This window comes from Bacillus sp. F2HM (genome assembly GCF_019266135.1).
Classification (GTDB): domain Bacteria; phylum Bacillota; class Bacilli; order Bacillales; family Bacillaceae; genus Bacillus; species Bacillus safensis.
The window spans coordinates 18,268-33,299 of the sequence record NZ_LRMO01000020.1; the positions used below are offsets into that span (position 1 = coordinate 18,268).

Below are 15,032 nucleotides of genomic sequence, written 5' to 3' on the forward strand. Positions count from 1 at the left end.
TGCTGCTCCTTTATTCGATTATTTCGTCAGTGCTGTTTCCTTCACATGCGGAAGAACAGTATCTTCATAAATTTCAGTCGGATATTTCCCAGTAAAGCATGCTAAACATTGACCGCGCTGCGGATCATCATACTTCCTGCCAATCCCGTCCATTAAACCGTCTACGGATAAAAATGCAATGGAGTCTGCACCGATTTCCTGTCTAATTTCTTCCACTGAATGAGAAGAAGCAATCAGCTCTTCATGTGTGGACGTATCAATTCCATAAAAACATGGATGTGCGATAGGCGGTGAACTAATGCGTACATGGACTTCCGTCGCACCCGCTTCTCTCAGCATCGTCACAATGCGGCGGCTCGTAGTTCCGCGTACGATGGAATCATCCACCATCACGACACGTTTTCCTTCGACGACCCCGCGCACAGCTGACAGCTTCATGCGCACGCCCTGCTCACGCAATGCTTGAGACGGCTGGATAAAGGTCCGTCCGACATAACGGTTTTTAATTAAACCGAGCTCATATGGAATACCTGTTGCTTCGGCATATCCAATCGCTGCAGAAATACTCGAATCTGGTACACCTGTCACGACATCTGCTTCGACATGCGCTTCCTCGGCAAGCTTTTTGCCAAGATTCTTTCTCGCACTATGCACGTTGATGCCGTTGATATTGCTGTCAGGTCTTGAGAAATAAATGTATTCCATGCTGCACATGCTGCGGTTAATGTTCATGGAGAAGCGTTCAGATTTCAGGCCTTCATCATTAATGATCAGCATTTCTCCAGGCTCCACATCTCGTAAATACGTGGCGCCGACAACATCAAATGCACATGTTTCAGAAGCAACAACATACGCGTCCCCAAGCATACCAAGTGAAAGCGGACGTAAGCCGTTCGGATCAAGAGCCACAATCATTTCTGTTTCCGTCATAATTAAGAAAGCATATGCGCCTTTAAGCATGGACAGGGCATTTTTGATCTGCTCTTTCAATTCAACATAGCCGCTGCGCTTAATTAAATGAGCAAGCACTTCAGTGTCAGAAGATGTTTGGAATATACTCCCCTGGTTCTCTAGCTGCTGCTTTAATTGCGTTGCATTCACTAAGTTCCCATTATGAGCAAGGGCAAGACTGCCGTTGTTTTGCGAGCGGAAGAAGAGGGGCTGCACATTTTCAAAGCCGCCTCCGCCTGCTGTCGCATACCGAACGTGTCCGATCGCACCTTTTCCTTTCAAATCCTTTAGCTCACCGTTTTGAAAGACTTCCGTAATCAGTCCAAGGCCTTTATGTGCCGTCAGGTTTTCACCATCTGTTGCAATGATTCCCGCACCCTCTTGTCCTCGGTGCTGAAGACTATGCAATCCGTAATATGTGATTTGCGGGGCTTCTTCGTGTCCCCAAACCCCAAAGACGCCACACTCTTCGTTTAAGCCTCTGATTTCAGCAAGCATGGGATCGCTCCTTTCCATGCGCGTTCAAGCTCGTTGACCGCTGCATGAATCCATTGTTGTCCTTCTTGATTTTTGACAGTGAATAGCCCATCATTTGTGACCGTTCCAACTTCTTTCGCATCTTTGACAGCCGCAGCAAATGCTTCACGGTGCTCTGGTTTCACTGTGACGACAAAACGTGACTGTGTTTCACTGAATAATGAAGCTTCGCTGTTTAAATCAATTTGGATATGAGCGCCAAGACCGTCTGTTCCAAATGTACTTTCAGCAAGTGCAACACCAAGACCGCCTTCAGACACATCGTGTGCTGATTGAACAAGTCCGTTTTGAATCGCAGCAAGAAGAGCTTCCTGACGAGTGAGCTCTACATCCAAATCAATTTCTGGTGCTTTTCCGTAAATACGGCCTTCTGTCATCTTTTGAAGCTCACTGCCTGCGAATTCTTCCTTCGTCTCACCAATGACGAAAATCACATCGCCAGCCTGCTGGAACGACTGCGTCGTAATATGAGCTGTATCTTCCACCAAACCAACCATCCCAATGACTGGTGTTGGGTAAATGGCTGTTCCATTTGATTCGTTATATAAAGAGACGTTACCACCGATAACTGGTGTGCTGAGCTTGCGGCACGCTTCGCTAATACCGTCAGCAGATTTTTCAATTTGCCAGAAAATTTCTGGTTTTTCTGGGTTACCGAAGTTCAGGTTATCTGTTACTGCAAGCGGACGAGCGCCTGAGCACACAATGTTACGTGCTGCTTCTGCGACTGCGATTTTCCCGCCAACCTCTGGATCAAGGTAGAGATAACGTGCGTTACAATCGGTTGTCATCGCAAGGGCTTTTTTCGTTCCGCGGATTCTTAAAACGCCCGCATCAGAGCCTGGTGCAACGACTGTATTTGTCCGAACCATGTAGTCATATTGGTCATAAACCCATTCTTTACTTGCAATTGTCGGCTGCTGGAGAAGCTGCTTTAACGTGTCAGCTGCATCTGTGATAGCAGGTGCTTCAACTTTTGTTTCTAAAAACTCACGATAGTATGCAGGCTCACTTGACGGTTTGTGATAAACCGGCGCTTCTTCTGCAAGTGCATCAACAGGAAGCTCACATACCACTTCACCTTGGTGAAGTAAGCGAAGCATTTTATCGTCTGTCACATGACCGACTGATACTGCTTCAAGATCGTATTTTTCAAAAATATCAATGATTTCTTGTTCACGGCCTTTTTCAATAACCAAAAGCATTCTCTCTTGAGATTCAGAGAGCATCATTTCATATGCTGACATGCCTGTTTCACGCTGCGGGATAAGGTCTAGATTCATCTCGATACCAGAACCTGCTTTACTCGCCATTTCCGCACTTGAGCTTGTTAAGCCAGCCGCTCCCATATCCTGAATTCCAACGAGTGCATCGTTTTTGATGACTTCAAGGCACGCTTCAAGCAGCAGTTTTTCCATGAATGGATCACCGACTTGAACTGCTGAGCGTTTTTCTTCTGATTCATCAGAAAATTCCTCAGATGCAAATGTTGCACCGTGAATTCCGTCACGTCCCGTTTTGGCACCAACGTACATGACCGTGTTGCCGACACCTTTTGCCTGCCCTTTTTTGATGTCTTCATGGTTGATTAATCCAACACACATTGCATTTACGAGCGGGTTGCCTTCATAGCTTTGATCGAAATGAACCTCTCCGCCGACTGTTGGAATTCCGATACAGTTTCCATAGCCTGCGATCCCTGCCACTACTTCTTCAAACAAGTACTTCACGCGCGGTGAAGTCAGTTCACCAAAACGAAGAGAGTTTAATACAGCAATTGGACGCGCACCCATGGAGAATACATCACGGATAATTCCGCCGACACCTGTCGCCGCTCCTTGATACGGTTCAATCGCAGATGGATGGTTATGTGATTCGATTTTAAATACAACCGCTTGGTTGTCTCCAATATCAACGATTCCAGCGCCTTCCCCAGGACCTTGAAGGACGTGCTCTCCTTTTGTCGGGAATTTGCTTAAAACAGGCTTTGAGTTTTTATAACTGCAATGCTCTGACCACATGACAGAAAAAATGCCCGTTTCTGTGTAGTTTGGCAGCCTGCCAATAATGGATTCGATTAAAGCGAATTCTTCATCACTCAATCCCATTTGCTGATACAATTTCTCTTCTTTAATTTGCTTGTGACTTGGTTCAAGCAGTAGTGACATGAGTGTCCCTCCAATTTTTCACGATAGATTGAAACAATTTAAGTCCGTCTGCGCTGCCTAGTAATGAATCAACCGCGCGCTCAGGGTGCGGCATCATGCCGAGTACATTGCCCTCTTCATTCGTTACACCTGCAATACGATTCACACTGCCGTTAATATCGTCTCCGTAAGTGAAAGCGATTTGGCCGCGTTCAATGAGCTTCGCTAAAGTGTCTTCGTCACAGTAGAAGTTGCCTTCACCGTGCGCTACAGGAATCGTAATGGATTCGCCTTTTTGATAACCGCTTGTAAATTGCGTTTCGTTGTTTTCTACAATGAGTTCAACTGGACGACAGATAAATTTCAAGTCTTTATTTCGTCTCATCGCACCCGGAAGAATGCCTAGCTCCTGAAGAATTTGGAACCCGTTACAAACACCAAGAACAGGTTTTCCTTCCTCAGCTGCTTTTTTCACCGCCGGCATGATGTTTGAGAAGCGGGCGATCGCACCACATCTTAAGTAATCCCCATAAGAGAAACCGCCTGGTACGAGTACACCGTCAAATCCGTCAAGACTCGTTTCGTCGTGCCATACATATTCAACTTGTTCACCTAGCTCATCTTGAATCGCATGGTACATATCGATATCACAGTTAGAGCCAGGCAAGACGATCACTGCAAACTTCACTGTGCGACAACCTCCTCCACCTCATAGCGGTAATCTTCAATCACCGTGTTGGCAAGTAATTTTTCGCACATTTCTTTGACGACTGTGTCTAAATCACGATCTGATTTTTCAATGACAAGCTCCATGTATTTCCCGATACGGACATCCTTTACTTCCTGATAAGACATGCTGTGCAAAGCATGCTGCACGGCACTTCCTTGAGGATCAAGAACGCTCTCTTTTAAGCTGACAAAAATTTTCACTTTATACATGTTTATGGCCTCCAAGTCTTTTGAAAATCTCTTCGTATGCATTCGTTAAGCCGCCCAGGTTTCGTCTGAACACGTCTTTATCAAGCTTTTCGTTTGTATCTTTGTCCCAAAGCCTGCACGTATCAGGTGAAATCTCATCAGCTAGCAAAATACGATTCTCGTGATCTATTCCGAATTCAAGCTTGAAATCAATTAAATTCACATGGCAGTCTGAGAAGATTTGCTTTAACTCTTCATTCACTTGTCTTGTGATTTGTTTCATTTCCTCGACCTGCTCTGGTGTCGCTGCATCTAAAATGCGGATATGATCTTCTGTAATGAGCGGATCGCCGAGCGCATCATCTTTGTAGTAAAACTCAATCAAAGGTGTGTCCAGTTTCGTTCCCTCTGGAATGCCGAGGCGTTTTGACATACTGCCTGCCACTACATTTCGTACAACCACTTCAAGCGGAACAATCTGTACCTTTTGAATGAGCTGCTCTGTTTCAGAAAGACGTTTCACAAAGTGATTGTTGATCCCTTTCTCATGCAGCATTTGAAAGATTAAGCTCGAAATTTCGTTGTTCAGTCTGCCTTTGCCTTCGATTTCTGCTTTCTTTTCGCCGTTAAATGCTGTAGCTGAGTCTTTATATTCGACATATAAAATATGCTCGTCATCGGTCTGATAGATTTTTTTCGCTTTGCCTTCGTAGAGAAGTTCTTGTTTCACAGTCATTCAGGTTGGCCTCCTAATTTGAATGTTGGCAATTTTCAGGATTGGGCGCCTGGCAAGCAGGCGGCCCATTTCTTACGCAAGACCTAGACGTTCGAAAATCATATCGACATTTTTCAAATGATAGTTGTAATCGAAGCAGTCAGCGATTTGTTCAGGTGTTAAGCGGGACGTGATTTTTTCTTCTGCTTCTACTAATGAACGGAACGGCACTTGCTTCTCCCACGCTTCCATCGCCTTTGGCTGAACCGTGTCATATGCCTCTTCACGTGCCATGCCTGTATCAATTAATGCAAGAAGAACACGCTGTGAGTAAATTAAGCCGAGTGTGCGGTCCATGTTGCGCTTCATGTTCTCAGGGAAAACCGTTAAGTTTTTCACGATGTTTGAGAAACGGTTGAGCATATAGTTCAGTGCAATCGTTGCATCTGGTAAAATGATGCGCTCAGCAGATGAATGAGAAATATCACGCTCATGCCAAAGCGGTACATTTTCATAAGCTGTCAGCATATATCCACGGATCACGCGGGCAATTCCCGTCATATTTTCAGAACCGATTGGGTTACGCTTATGCGGCATCGCTGATGATCCTTTTTGTCCTTTGGCAAAGAACTCTTCTACTTCACGTGTTTCACTCTTTTGAAGACCACGAATTTCAACAGCAAATTTCTCAATGCTCGTTGCGACTAAAGCAAGAGTAGCCATGTAATCTGCATGGCGGTCACGCTGCAAGGTTTGGGTTGAAATTGGTGCAGCTTTGATGCCAAGCTTCTCACATACATATTGCTCAACAAACGGGTCGATGTTCGCATATGTGCCAACAGCTCCAGAGATTTTGCCATATTCAATGCCAGCTTTTGCTTGTTTAAAACGTTCTAGGTTACGCTTCATTTCCTCGTACCAAAGAGCAAGCTTCAGGCCAAATGTTGTCGGTTCAGCGTGTACACCGTGTGTACGGCCCATCATGACGGTATATTTGTGCTCTTTTGCTTTTTCTTTTAGTATGTCAACAAATCTCTCAATGTCCTTGAGCAGGATATCGTTCGCCTGTTTTAATAGATATGAAAGCGCCGTATCCACTACGTCTGTCGATGTTAATCCGTAATGAACCCACTTTCTTTCTTCTCCTAGAGATTCAGAGACAGCACGCGTAAAGGCAACCACGTCGTGGCGCGTGTCTTGTTCAATCTCTAAAATACGTCCAATATCAAAGCTTGCATTTTTGCGCATTGTCACAACGTCTTCTTTCGGAATGACGCCAAGCTCTGCCCAAGCTTCACAAGCGAGAATTTCTACTTCAAGCCATGCATTAAATTTGTTTTCCTCTGTCCAGATTGCTGACATTTCTGGTCGTGCGTAACGTTCGATCATTTCCCGTTTCCTCCATCTCTTTCAGTCCATATCTTTGTGATGTTTGTCATCCACTCATCATCGAGCTGTTTCATAAACGTCATATGCCCCATTTTGCGGCCGGCTTTTACTTCATGCTTTCCATATAGATAAAGCTTCGCTTCTTTGAGAAGCTCAGGATGCTCTTTTGGAATGTCCACTTCATCGCCTAATAAATTCACCATCATTCCCTCTGATAAAAGGGCTGTACCGCCAAGCGGCAAACCACATATAGCGCGGACGTGCTGTTCAAACTGACTTGTCTCACATAAATCGAGTGTATAATGACCAGAATTATGCGGGCGTGGTGCCAGTTCATTGACGAGCAGCTTTCCGTCATTTGTCAGGAACAGTTCTACAGCAAGAGTACCAACCAGCCCCAGCTTTTCAGCTAGTGTTGTTGCCAATTCTTTCGCCTTCTCCTGAATGCGGTTCTCTACCCTTGCAGGCACAATGCTTTGGAACAAAATATTATGCTTATGAATGTTCTCAGCGACTGGGAATACTGCAATCTCTCCATGAACAGAACGAGTGACGATCACTGATAGCTCCATTTGGAATGGAACCCAGCTTTCTAAAATACAAGTTCCATGTGTGAGCAGTGCAGCTGCTTCCTGAAGCTGTCCTTTTTCTTTAATGACATACTGTCCTTTTCCGTCGTAGCCGCCTCTGCATGTTTTCAGCACGGCTGGCAAACCGAGCACGTCCACTGCGTCTTCCAGCTCTTTTTCATCATGAATGATGCGGTAAGGCGCTACTTCACAGCCTGCGTCTACAATTCCTTTTTTCTCGGTCTCACGATTTTGAGTTAAAAGGAGAAGGTCGCTTCCTTGTGGTAAATAGGCTTCTTCCTTCAGCTGATTGAGTGCATCATAATCAATATTTTCAAACTCATAAGTCACCACATCGCTGATGTCTGCCAGCTTTCGAATCGCTTCAAGGTCACTATATGCGGCTGTGATTTCTTTATCAGCAACCTGTCCGCAAGGAGATTGTGCAACTGGGTCTAGAACTGCTGCCCGGTACCCCATTTGCTTTGCGCTGACAGCCATATATCTGCCAAGCTGTCCGCCGCCAATGATCCCGATGGTTGCGTTTGGAAAAATGGTCTGCTTAGCCAAGCTGATCACTGCTTTCTAGTACAGTCTGTTTTGTCTGCTCTCTTCTTTCTTCAAGGCGAGCTGCGACCTTTTCATCAAATGCTGAAATCATTTGTGCGGCAAGAAGGCCTGCATTTGTTGCACCGGCTTTGCCAATTGCTACTGTAGCAACTGGTACACCGCCTGGCATTTGAACGATGGATAATAAGGAATCAAGCCCGTTTAGTGCCTTTGATTGTACAGGCACACCAATGACCGGCAGTGTCGTTTTTGCTGCGACCATCCCCGGTAAATGTGCTGCGCCTCCAGCACCGGCAATGATGACCTTTAGTCCTTTACCTCTTGCTTCAGTCGCATATTCAAACATCAAGTCAGGTGTCCGGTGTGCGGATACTACCTGTTTTTCATACGGAATGTTTAATTCCTCTAAGATGTCGCACGCATTTTTCATTGTTTCCCAATCAGATGTACTTCCCATGATGACACCTACAAGCGGCTTCATTTTGTCCCCACCTTTAAGCTGTTATTCGATTTTGTATCGTTTGACACGCTTCCCAAACCTAAGCAGCTTGTCAAACGCCGAACAAAAAGGCCCGGTCTGTATTGCAATGTTAGGAAGCAACACAAACCGGGCCATGGTAAGCGCTGTTCGCTTTTGAAACGCCATGTCAGTTTTGTTCACTATCCTGCATAGTCCAGTCATTTACGGTAACTGGGTAGAAACTTATGGGCCATATTCCCAAGATTATATGAGGCTCGTGTTTTGATTTCATGTTTATCTTAACAACGGATGTTCATGATGTCAACGGATTTATCGAACAATCTATGAAGTCGTCGTTTTAATGTTCGGATTTAGACTATTTTTCCTTCAAATACGATTTTTTTCCCAATCGGAATGATCTGAATCGACCCATTTTCCTTCTTTTCTTGAAAAATCGGTTCCTCCATTCGACGGACAGGCGAGTAGCCTTCCGCTGCCATCTGGGACAACACTTGATCAATCGTCATGTTGTCTTCCACATAGAATTTTTTCTTCTTTGGTTTTGCGGTCATTCTTTAATTCTCCTTTTCTTCACAGCCTTCACCCAGAAGCCGCCGTGAATCGATTTGGGCTCATATGAAATGATAAACGCCTTTGAATCCAGCGTCTTAATCGTTTCATATAATTGCAGTTCATATTTTCTCGGTGTTAAAATTTGCAATGCTGTCCGGTCTCCTTCAAGACCGCCTGCTACCCAGCTGGTGACACCATATCCTTTTTCTCTCAATTGTCTTGGGAGATCGACATCCAATTCTTTTGTGATCACGTTAACAGTTGTGTAGCCAAGTGCCAGCTTCTCTTCAATTTTCATCCCGACAATGATCCCCATCCCATAACCTAGCGCATACGCAATGACATTTTGTATTTGATCTAAGTTATCTAAAACGATACTTAACCCAATGACATAAATGAGCATTTCGATCGTACCCGCAAAAGCAGCTGCGTACCGTCTGCCTTTCATCGTTAAAATCAAACGCATGGTGGAAAAAGAAACATAAACAATATTAATCACTAAAATGATTAAAACCATGGTGAACGCATTGGATAAAAGTTGTTGAAGCACGATTCGAACCCCCTGCACTAAAAAATCAAATAAAGCACCCCATATTCTACTAGAGAACATACCTTGATACAATCAAATTTACGCGATCAAAACACATATATCTTTCGACAACAAGGGTGGTCTTTGTTACCAAGAGTTTACCCGTTTTTTTCTTTTCTCAACATGAAAACCTCCTTTTTCAAAAAAGGAGGTTTTCAGTGTGTTTTATCCAAATCGAACAGGAACAAGTGATGGAATCAAATACTCCCCGACTATGCCCCAGAGCAGCGCAATGATGACAAGCTCAACCAATAAAAAGACCCAGCCTGCATACATCAAATCTCCACGTACGGCATCATGCTCCGATTGAATCGAGCGAAAGAGCACGACCGCAATCAACTGGAGGCCGACAAACATCATTACGGATATTATGACGGTCACATATGGAATATTCAGCATGGCAAATACAAGCCAAAGGATGGATAAAACCAACACCGGCACAAGCGCAGCACCAAACTTCATGATCACTTCTTTCAGTGATATGTTTCCTTTTAGCATGTACTTTCCGAGCAGCCAGACGGTAAGCATCATCAATGTCAGCACAATGAGCGTAAAGACTGCCACTCTCAAAAAGGCGTCACCAAAAGAATAATGAATGCCAAAGCCTAATAAACGGGTCTTTGACGCCTTTAATTGAACATAGTTGCCTAAAGCAAAAAACACGCTGAATAACACAATCGAGATCCAGGCGTACTTCATACGCAATGTTTCCGCTTGATTAATGGCCCGGCTCGGTGATTTTAACATCGCCAGTCCATATGAACCATAACGCTTAAACGCGCCTCCTACACCTTGCAGTATACGCTGGATAGCTGAACGCTCATCATCCGCTGTTTTTGAGGTTCTTCCTCGTTTTGCAGCGCTGCGGCTGAGGCGGGATTGCCTTGTTTCTTGATCTATTGATGACTCTTCGTTTTTCTTTTCAGATGTCCCCTGATCTTGATCTTTCTCTAACATCTCATATCAACTCCTATCCAATCCTTACAGTGCTAAAAGTGCATGAACTGTTCGGATGACTCCTCTTAAAGTAGCGGAGTCTCTCTATTCAGTCAAGATTCCTTGACGTTCATACGAATAGACGGATAAAAGGCAGCAGAGGTTTTAAAATGGAGAGAAAATAAGACAAAACAAAAAAGCTGACGGCCTCCATCAGCTTTTTATCAATGTTGAAATTCATGGTCAACGATATTGACTCCGCTTTCCTTGCTGGACCCGGAGATTCTCCTGATGAGCGGGGAACCGAGTCTTCTTGGTCGTATCAACCTGTGTAATATGTCCATTATGAATGGTGATGACCACTGATCCATAGTCGATCCCTTTTAAGGCAGATAAAATATAATTCAGCTTTTGTTCATCCATCGCTCATCCCCCTATTTTTGTTTTCGCTCTTTTAAATAGAGAACCTCATTTTCCAGCTCATGAATTGTATAATGCATGAGTGCTTCCTGCCCTTCTTCATGCCCCCATAAAAGGAGCTTTTGAATCAGCACCTGCTTTTTTCGTTCAATCACCTGTCGAAGCCAGCGTGACAAAAGACATCTCCTCCCCTTTTGAATGTCTGCAAGAAAAAAAGGCACCCTGAAACCTTCTATTAAAAAAGGAAATCAAAGCGCCTTTGGTGATCCAATCAGCGAATTATGTCTTTTTATCATAAACACATAATTCCTATAAGTCAACTATGTTTTGATTTTTTTAACAAAAAAACAGCAGCTTCCATGAGCTGCTGTTTCAAATGTTCAATTAATGATTTAAGAAAGCAAAATATAGAATAAAGATGACAAACAATCCATACATAATTGGATGTACTTCTTTGGCTTTCCCTTTAAAGATCATCGTAATCGGGTAGAAAATAAAGCCAACCGCAATCCCTGTTGCAATACTGTATGTCAGTGGCATCATAATCATCGTTAAGAAAGCTGGTACCGCAATTTCAAAACGATCCCATGCAATCTTCGCCAGCGGAGCGACCATCAGCGCACCGACAATGATTAAAGCAGGTGCTGTTACATTCGATGTAACGATGGATAAAAGTGGTGAGAAGAACATCGCAAGCAAGAAGAAAATACCTGTGACGACAGCTGCAAAACCAGAACGCGCACCAGCAGCAACACCTGAGCTAGATTCAACATAAGATGTTGTTGTAGATGTACCAAGAATAGAACCTACAACAATAGAAGAAGAATCCGCCAGAAGCGCTCTTCCTGCACGAGGCAGCTCATTATTTTTCATTAAACCAGCCTGTGTTGCCACAGCCACAAGTGTACCAGCTGTATCAAAGAACCCAACGAATAAGAACGTTAAAATCACGACAAGCATTTGAATGGAGAAAATTTCTGGTAAGTGAATCAAGGCTTGACCAAAGGTTGGAGACAAGCTTGGAATACTTCCCACAATTTGAGATGGTACTGGCACAAGACCAAAAATCATCCCTGCAATAGCTGTCACAAGCATCCCAATGAAAACACCTGCATTCACTCGAAGTACCATTAAAATGACCGTCACAACGATACCAAACACCGTTAACAGAACCGGACCACTATGAATATTTCCAAGCGAAACGAGCGTATTATCATTATTGGCGATAATGCCAGAGCCTTGAAGACCGACAAACGTAATGAACAAACCAATACCCGCACCAACTGCCAGCTTCAGCTCAGCCGGAATGGCATTGATGATTTTTTCACGGAAACCTGTTAAAGAAAGAGCAACGAAAATCAATCCTGAAACAAACACACCTGAAAGTGCAGCTTCCCATTTGATGCCCATGCCAAGTACAACCGAAAAGGCGAAGAACGCATTCAGACCCATACCGGGTGCAATCGCAATCGGATACCTGGCGATCAATCCCATCAGAATACACCCTGCAGCAGAAGCTAACGCCGTCGCTGTAAAGACTGCCCCCTGATCAATTCGTAATTTATCTGGAAAATCCGGCACAGACACTAATGCAAGTGTGATCGGATTAACAAACAGAATGTAAGCCATCGACAAAAATGTGGTTAAACCACCGATGATCTCTCTGCGGTAATTCGTACCTAATTCATCAAACTGAAAAAACTGTTTCAAGCCAACTGACTCCCTTCATGTCCTTTTGCTTTAGCCTGCCCCATTCACTAGTCAAATAAAAAACGCCCCAACAATTTTGGGACGCTTGACTACATATGTGAATTCAGACTGTGACATAAAACAAGAACAATGCATGATTTATATCAAACGAGTGTGAATTGACGTAGTCAAGCCATTTACGGTAGCTTGGTAGAAACTTGCGGGCCATATCCCCGCGATTATACGACTTCTATCTATTTGATTTCTGTGTCTATTGTACCAACTTCATTTTTAAAACACAATACGAAAAGCGAACATTTTTCAAAGAAATGTCCGCTTCATTCGTCTTATTACACGAATTTGGAAATTCACATCTAGTTCTTTATACACCCTTCCCCAAATCCTTCTCTTTTGCAAAAACCGCTTCGGCTACATGGAAAAACTCTTTCACTGCCGGAGAAGCTTGAGAGAGCGACGGACAGGCAAGCGCAACCTCACGATGATGAGAGACATTCAGCTGGCGAATATGCACAAGCTGCTGCGTTTTTAAAAATAACTCAGGGCCTATTGTGACGCCAAGTCCTTCCCCGACCATACGGGCAATGGTCGTACAATCATGAACTTCAAATAAAACAGCCGGCTTCATTTGCGCCTCCGAAAAAATATCCTCTACATGTGATTGATACATGCCAGTCGGCATAATAAATGGTTCATCTGCCAAATCTGTTATATCTACAATGGGCTGCTGCTCATATCGATGATTTGGGTGATAGGCGACGACCATCTCATCTTTCATAAGCGGCAGTAAATCAAAGGCTTCATCCGCATGGCCTTTTACAACAAATCCAACATCAATGATGCCAGAATCCAGCCACTCCAATATTTCTTCATACGTTCCCTCATAAAATTTAAATTCGATTTTCGGATGTTTTTTCTGATAGCTTACAAGCAGTTTAGGCAATAAACAAGCAGAGGCACTGGCAAATGTGCCGATACGAATCAGGCCTGTTTCAATATTTTTCGTTAACGCAATTTCTTGCTGGATTTTCTCCACTCTATTTAGCACTTCTCTAATATGCGGGAGAAGCGTTTGACCAATGTCCGTCAGCATAATGCCCTTTTTTCGGTCACGAATGAATAAAGACACACCCCACTCTGACTCTAAATTCGCCACTGCATGACTCACAGCTGACTGCGTCATATTTAATGCTTCAGCTGCTGCTGTAAAACTGCCAAGCTCCACAACTTTTGCGATAATATCAAAGCGAACAAAGCTCATGAGTATTTACTCATCTCCTTCATGAAAAACATCAATTTTACTTATGTTAGCACGGAATTTAAACTAAAGACAACGTATCAACATGAAGGAAGGGTTCAAAATGAAAAACACATCTCATCAGCTATTGATCATTCTTTTAGCTGTCGGTTCATTTGTCACAGGCACGTCAGAATTCGTTGTGTCAGGCATTCTAGATATCATTGCTGTTGATTTACACATCTCTATTCCTGCTGCCGGACAGCTCATCACCGTCTATTCTCTTTTTTATGCAGTGGGCGCTCTCTTTTTAGTCATGGCAACGTCGAAGCTGAACCGAAAAAAGGTTTTGTTATCAGCTATTTTTGTGTTTATTTTAGGCAATATGCTCGCCTTTTTCAGCCATCATTTTGTGCTGCTCCTGCTCTCTCGTGTCATCATGGCCATGAGCGGCGGCTTATATATTGTCGTCGCCACGAATTATGCAGCGCAGATCGCCCCGCCAGAAAAAAAGGGAAGCGCAATGGCGACTGTCATTACTGGATTCACCGTTTCACTCGTACTTGGTGTGCCGATTGGAACATTTCTATCAGGTCATGTGGATTGGCACTATATTTTTCTCATCATTGCACTAGGTACTGCTTGTCTCTTCTTACTGCTTTATCAATTGCTGCCACGCATAGAGGGACATTCACATCTGCCATTAAAGCAGCAATTACACATTCTTCAAGACCGCAGAGTGATCAGCGGCTTAGCCACGACGGTCTTTTGGATCTTAGGCTACACGATGGTCTTTGCTTATATCTCTCCTTTATTACGACAGACCGCCGGCTTTTCAATTGAAATGACAAGCATGGCCTTGCTCGTCTTAGGCATTTCTGCTTTTATTGGCTCACGCTTTGGCGGCTTCGCCGTTGATCAATGGGGACCAAACCGAACCATCTCGATCAGCATCATGATCCAGATGTTCGCTCTCTTTGCCTTATTCTTTACGCAATTCTCTACAATTAGCGTCTTGATCACACTCGCCATTTGGGGCATCGCCACATGGACAACAACACCAGCGAAGCAATTTTATCTGATCTCCCTTAAACCCCAAGCATCAGAAACTGTGCTGAGCTTTAATACAGCGATTATGAACATCGGCATGATGCTCGGATCGTCTATGGGCGGTGTGATTATACAGTATACAAATGTAACCAATTTAAGTTGGATTGGTGGATTAGCTAGTTTTGTGGCGTTGATGTTGATTCGGTATTCGTTCAATCGTCATCGACTGGTGGAACAACAGACAAAAAGCGAACATGTGTAATC

At 43.9% G+C, this 15,032-nt stretch carries 16 protein-coding genes and 2 riboswitches; of the genes, 1 reads left to right on the forward strand and 15 read right to left on the reverse strand.

Features of this window, described 5'->3' with window-relative positions; all coding sequences use genetic code 11:
* Positions 1-18: 18 nt before the first annotated feature.
* The 15 genes from purF to AWT60_RS13315 all read right to left on the reverse strand — a co-directional run bounded on the left by purF (position 19) and on the right by AWT60_RS13315 (position 13,742).
* Entirely contained in the window at positions 19-1,449 is a 1,431-nt protein-coding gene (gene purF, locus AWT60_RS13245) for an amidophosphoribosyltransferase (protein ID WP_024424615.1), read from the reverse strand.
* Positions 1,425-3,656 (reverse strand): phosphoribosylformylglycinamidine synthase subunit PurL, encoded by a 2,232-nt coding sequence (gene purL, locus AWT60_RS13250; protein WP_034623021.1) that lies wholly within the window; start codon positions 3,654-3,656, stop codon positions 1,425-1,427. The genes purF and purL overlap by 25 nt, the downstream gene beginning before the upstream one ends.
* Positions 3,640-4,323, reverse strand: a complete 684-nt coding sequence (purQ, locus tag AWT60_RS13255) for a phosphoribosylformylglycinamidine synthase subunit PurQ (RefSeq protein ID WP_024424510.1) — start codon at positions 4,321-4,323, stop codon at positions 3,640-3,642. The genes purL and purQ overlap by 17 nt, the downstream gene beginning before the upstream one ends.
* On the reverse strand, positions 4,320-4,574 hold the full coding sequence (gene purS, locus AWT60_RS13260) for a phosphoribosylformylglycinamidine synthase subunit PurS (protein ID WP_003214349.1): 255 nt from the start codon (positions 4,572-4,574) through the stop codon (positions 4,320-4,322). Before purS ends, purQ begins: the two co-directional genes overlap by 4 nt.
* Entirely contained in the window at positions 4,567-5,289 is a 723-nt protein-coding gene (purC, locus tag AWT60_RS13265; protein WP_106051973.1) for a phosphoribosylaminoimidazolesuccinocarboxamide synthase, read from the reverse strand. The genes purS and purC overlap by 8 nt, the downstream gene beginning before the upstream one ends.
* 72 nt (positions 5,290-5,361) lie before the next feature.
* The gene (gene purB, locus AWT60_RS13270; RefSeq protein ID WP_008355754.1) at positions 5,362-6,657 is read right to left on the reverse strand and encodes an adenylosuccinate lyase; all 1,296 of its coding nucleotides are present in this window, start codon (positions 6,655-6,657) and stop codon (positions 5,362-5,364) included.
* On the reverse strand, positions 6,654-7,796 hold the full coding sequence (purK, locus tag AWT60_RS13275) for a 5-(carboxyamino)imidazole ribonucleotide synthase (protein ID WP_034623019.1): 1,143 nt from the start codon (positions 7,794-7,796) through the stop codon (positions 6,654-6,656). Before purK ends, purB begins: the two co-directional genes overlap by 4 nt.
* On the reverse strand, positions 7,789-8,277 hold the full coding sequence (gene purE, locus AWT60_RS13280; RefSeq protein ID WP_024424506.1) for a 5-(carboxyamino)imidazole ribonucleotide mutase: 489 nt from the start codon (positions 8,275-8,277) through the stop codon (positions 7,789-7,791). Before purE ends, purK begins: the two co-directional genes overlap by 8 nt.
* A 169-nt stretch (positions 8,278-8,446) precedes the next feature.
* A riboswitch (purine riboswitch) is annotated at positions 8,447-8,548 on the reverse strand.
* A gap of 79 nt (positions 8,549-8,627) precedes the next feature.
* Entirely contained in the window at positions 8,628-8,828 is a 201-nt protein-coding gene (locus AWT60_RS13285) for an NETI motif-containing protein (protein WP_012009137.1), read from the reverse strand.
* Positions 8,825-9,379, reverse strand: coding sequence for a DUF2179 domain-containing protein (locus tag AWT60_RS13290; RefSeq protein WP_024424505.1), 555 nt, complete (start codon positions 9,377-9,379; stop codon positions 8,825-8,827). Before AWT60_RS13290 ends, AWT60_RS13285 begins: the two co-directional genes overlap by 4 nt.
* Before the next feature lie 204 nt (positions 9,380-9,583).
* Complete coding sequence (locus AWT60_RS13295; RefSeq protein ID WP_034623017.1) at positions 9,584-10,375, reverse strand: hypothetical protein; 792 nt, start codon at positions 10,373-10,375, stop codon at positions 9,584-9,586.
* Between the two features lie 222 nt (positions 10,376-10,597).
* On the reverse strand, positions 10,598-10,777 hold the full coding sequence (locus AWT60_RS13300) for a YezD family protein (RefSeq protein WP_024424503.1): 180 nt from the start codon (positions 10,775-10,777) through the stop codon (positions 10,598-10,600).
* Positions 10,778-10,788: 11 nt separating this feature from the next.
* Positions 10,789-10,950, reverse strand: coding sequence for a hypothetical protein (locus tag AWT60_RS13305; protein ID WP_162860200.1), 162 nt, complete (start codon positions 10,948-10,950; stop codon positions 10,789-10,791).
* Between the two features lie 208 nt (positions 10,951-11,158).
* Positions 11,159-12,484, reverse strand: coding sequence for an NCS2 family permease (locus tag AWT60_RS13310; RefSeq protein WP_024424502.1), 1,326 nt, complete (start codon positions 12,482-12,484; stop codon positions 11,159-11,161).
* 144 nt (positions 12,485-12,628) lie between these two features.
* Positions 12,629-12,730, reverse strand: a riboswitch (purine riboswitch).
* Between the two features lie 115 nt (positions 12,731-12,845).
* Complete coding sequence (locus tag AWT60_RS13315) at positions 12,846-13,742, reverse strand: LysR family transcriptional regulator (protein WP_218677359.1); 897 nt, start codon at positions 13,740-13,742, stop codon at positions 12,846-12,848.
* A gap of 100 nt (positions 13,743-13,842) precedes the next feature.
* Here AWT60_RS13315 and AWT60_RS13320 point away from each other — a divergent pair, with 100 nt between their 5' ends.
* Complete coding sequence (locus AWT60_RS13320; RefSeq protein WP_025092617.1) at positions 13,843-15,030, forward strand: MFS transporter; 1,188 nt, start codon at positions 13,843-13,845, stop codon at positions 15,028-15,030.
* The last annotated feature ends 2 nt before the right edge of the window (positions 15,031-15,032 follow it).

Bases quoted from the DNA above. Each gene is read 5' to 3' on its own strand.
- purF (WP_024424615.1), bottom strand. From the start codon at position 1,449: ATGCTTGCTGAAATCAGAGGCTTAAACGAAGAGTGTGGCGTCTTTGGG.
- purL (WP_034623021.1), bottom strand. From the start codon at position 3,656: ATGTCACTACTGCTTGAACCAAGTCACAAGCAAATTAAAGAAGAGAAA.
- purS (WP_003214349.1), bottom strand. From the start codon at position 4,574: ATGTATAAAGTGAAAATTTTTGTCAGCTTAAAAGAGAGCGTTCTTGAT.
- purC (WP_106051973.1), bottom strand. From the start codon at position 5,289: ATGACTGTGAAACAAGAACTTCTCTACGAAGGCAAAGCGAAAAAAATC.
- purB (WP_008355754.1), bottom strand. From the start codon at position 6,657: ATGATCGAACGTTACGCACGACCAGAAATGTCAGCAATCTGGACAGAG.
- purE (WP_024424506.1), bottom strand. From the start codon at position 8,277: ATGAAGCCGCTTGTAGGTGTCATCATGGGAAGTACATCTGATTGGGAA.
- AWT60_RS13285 (WP_012009137.1), bottom strand. From the start codon at position 8,828: ATGACCGCAAAACCAAAGAAGAAAAAATTCTATGTGGAAGACAACATG.
- AWT60_RS13295 (WP_034623017.1), bottom strand. From the start codon at position 10,375: ATGTTAGAGAAAGATCAAGATCAGGGGACATCTGAAAAGAAAAACGAA.
- AWT60_RS13300 (WP_024424503.1), bottom strand. From the start codon at position 10,777: ATGGATGAACAAAAGCTGAATTATATTTTATCTGCCTTAAAAGGGATC.
- AWT60_RS13315 (WP_218677359.1), bottom strand. From the start codon at position 13,742: ATGAGCTTTGTTCGCTTTGATATTATCGCAAAAGTTGTGGAGCTTGGC.
- AWT60_RS13320 (WP_025092617.1), top strand. From the start codon at position 13,843: ATGAAAAACACATCTCATCAGCTATTGATCATTCTTTTAGCTGTCGGT.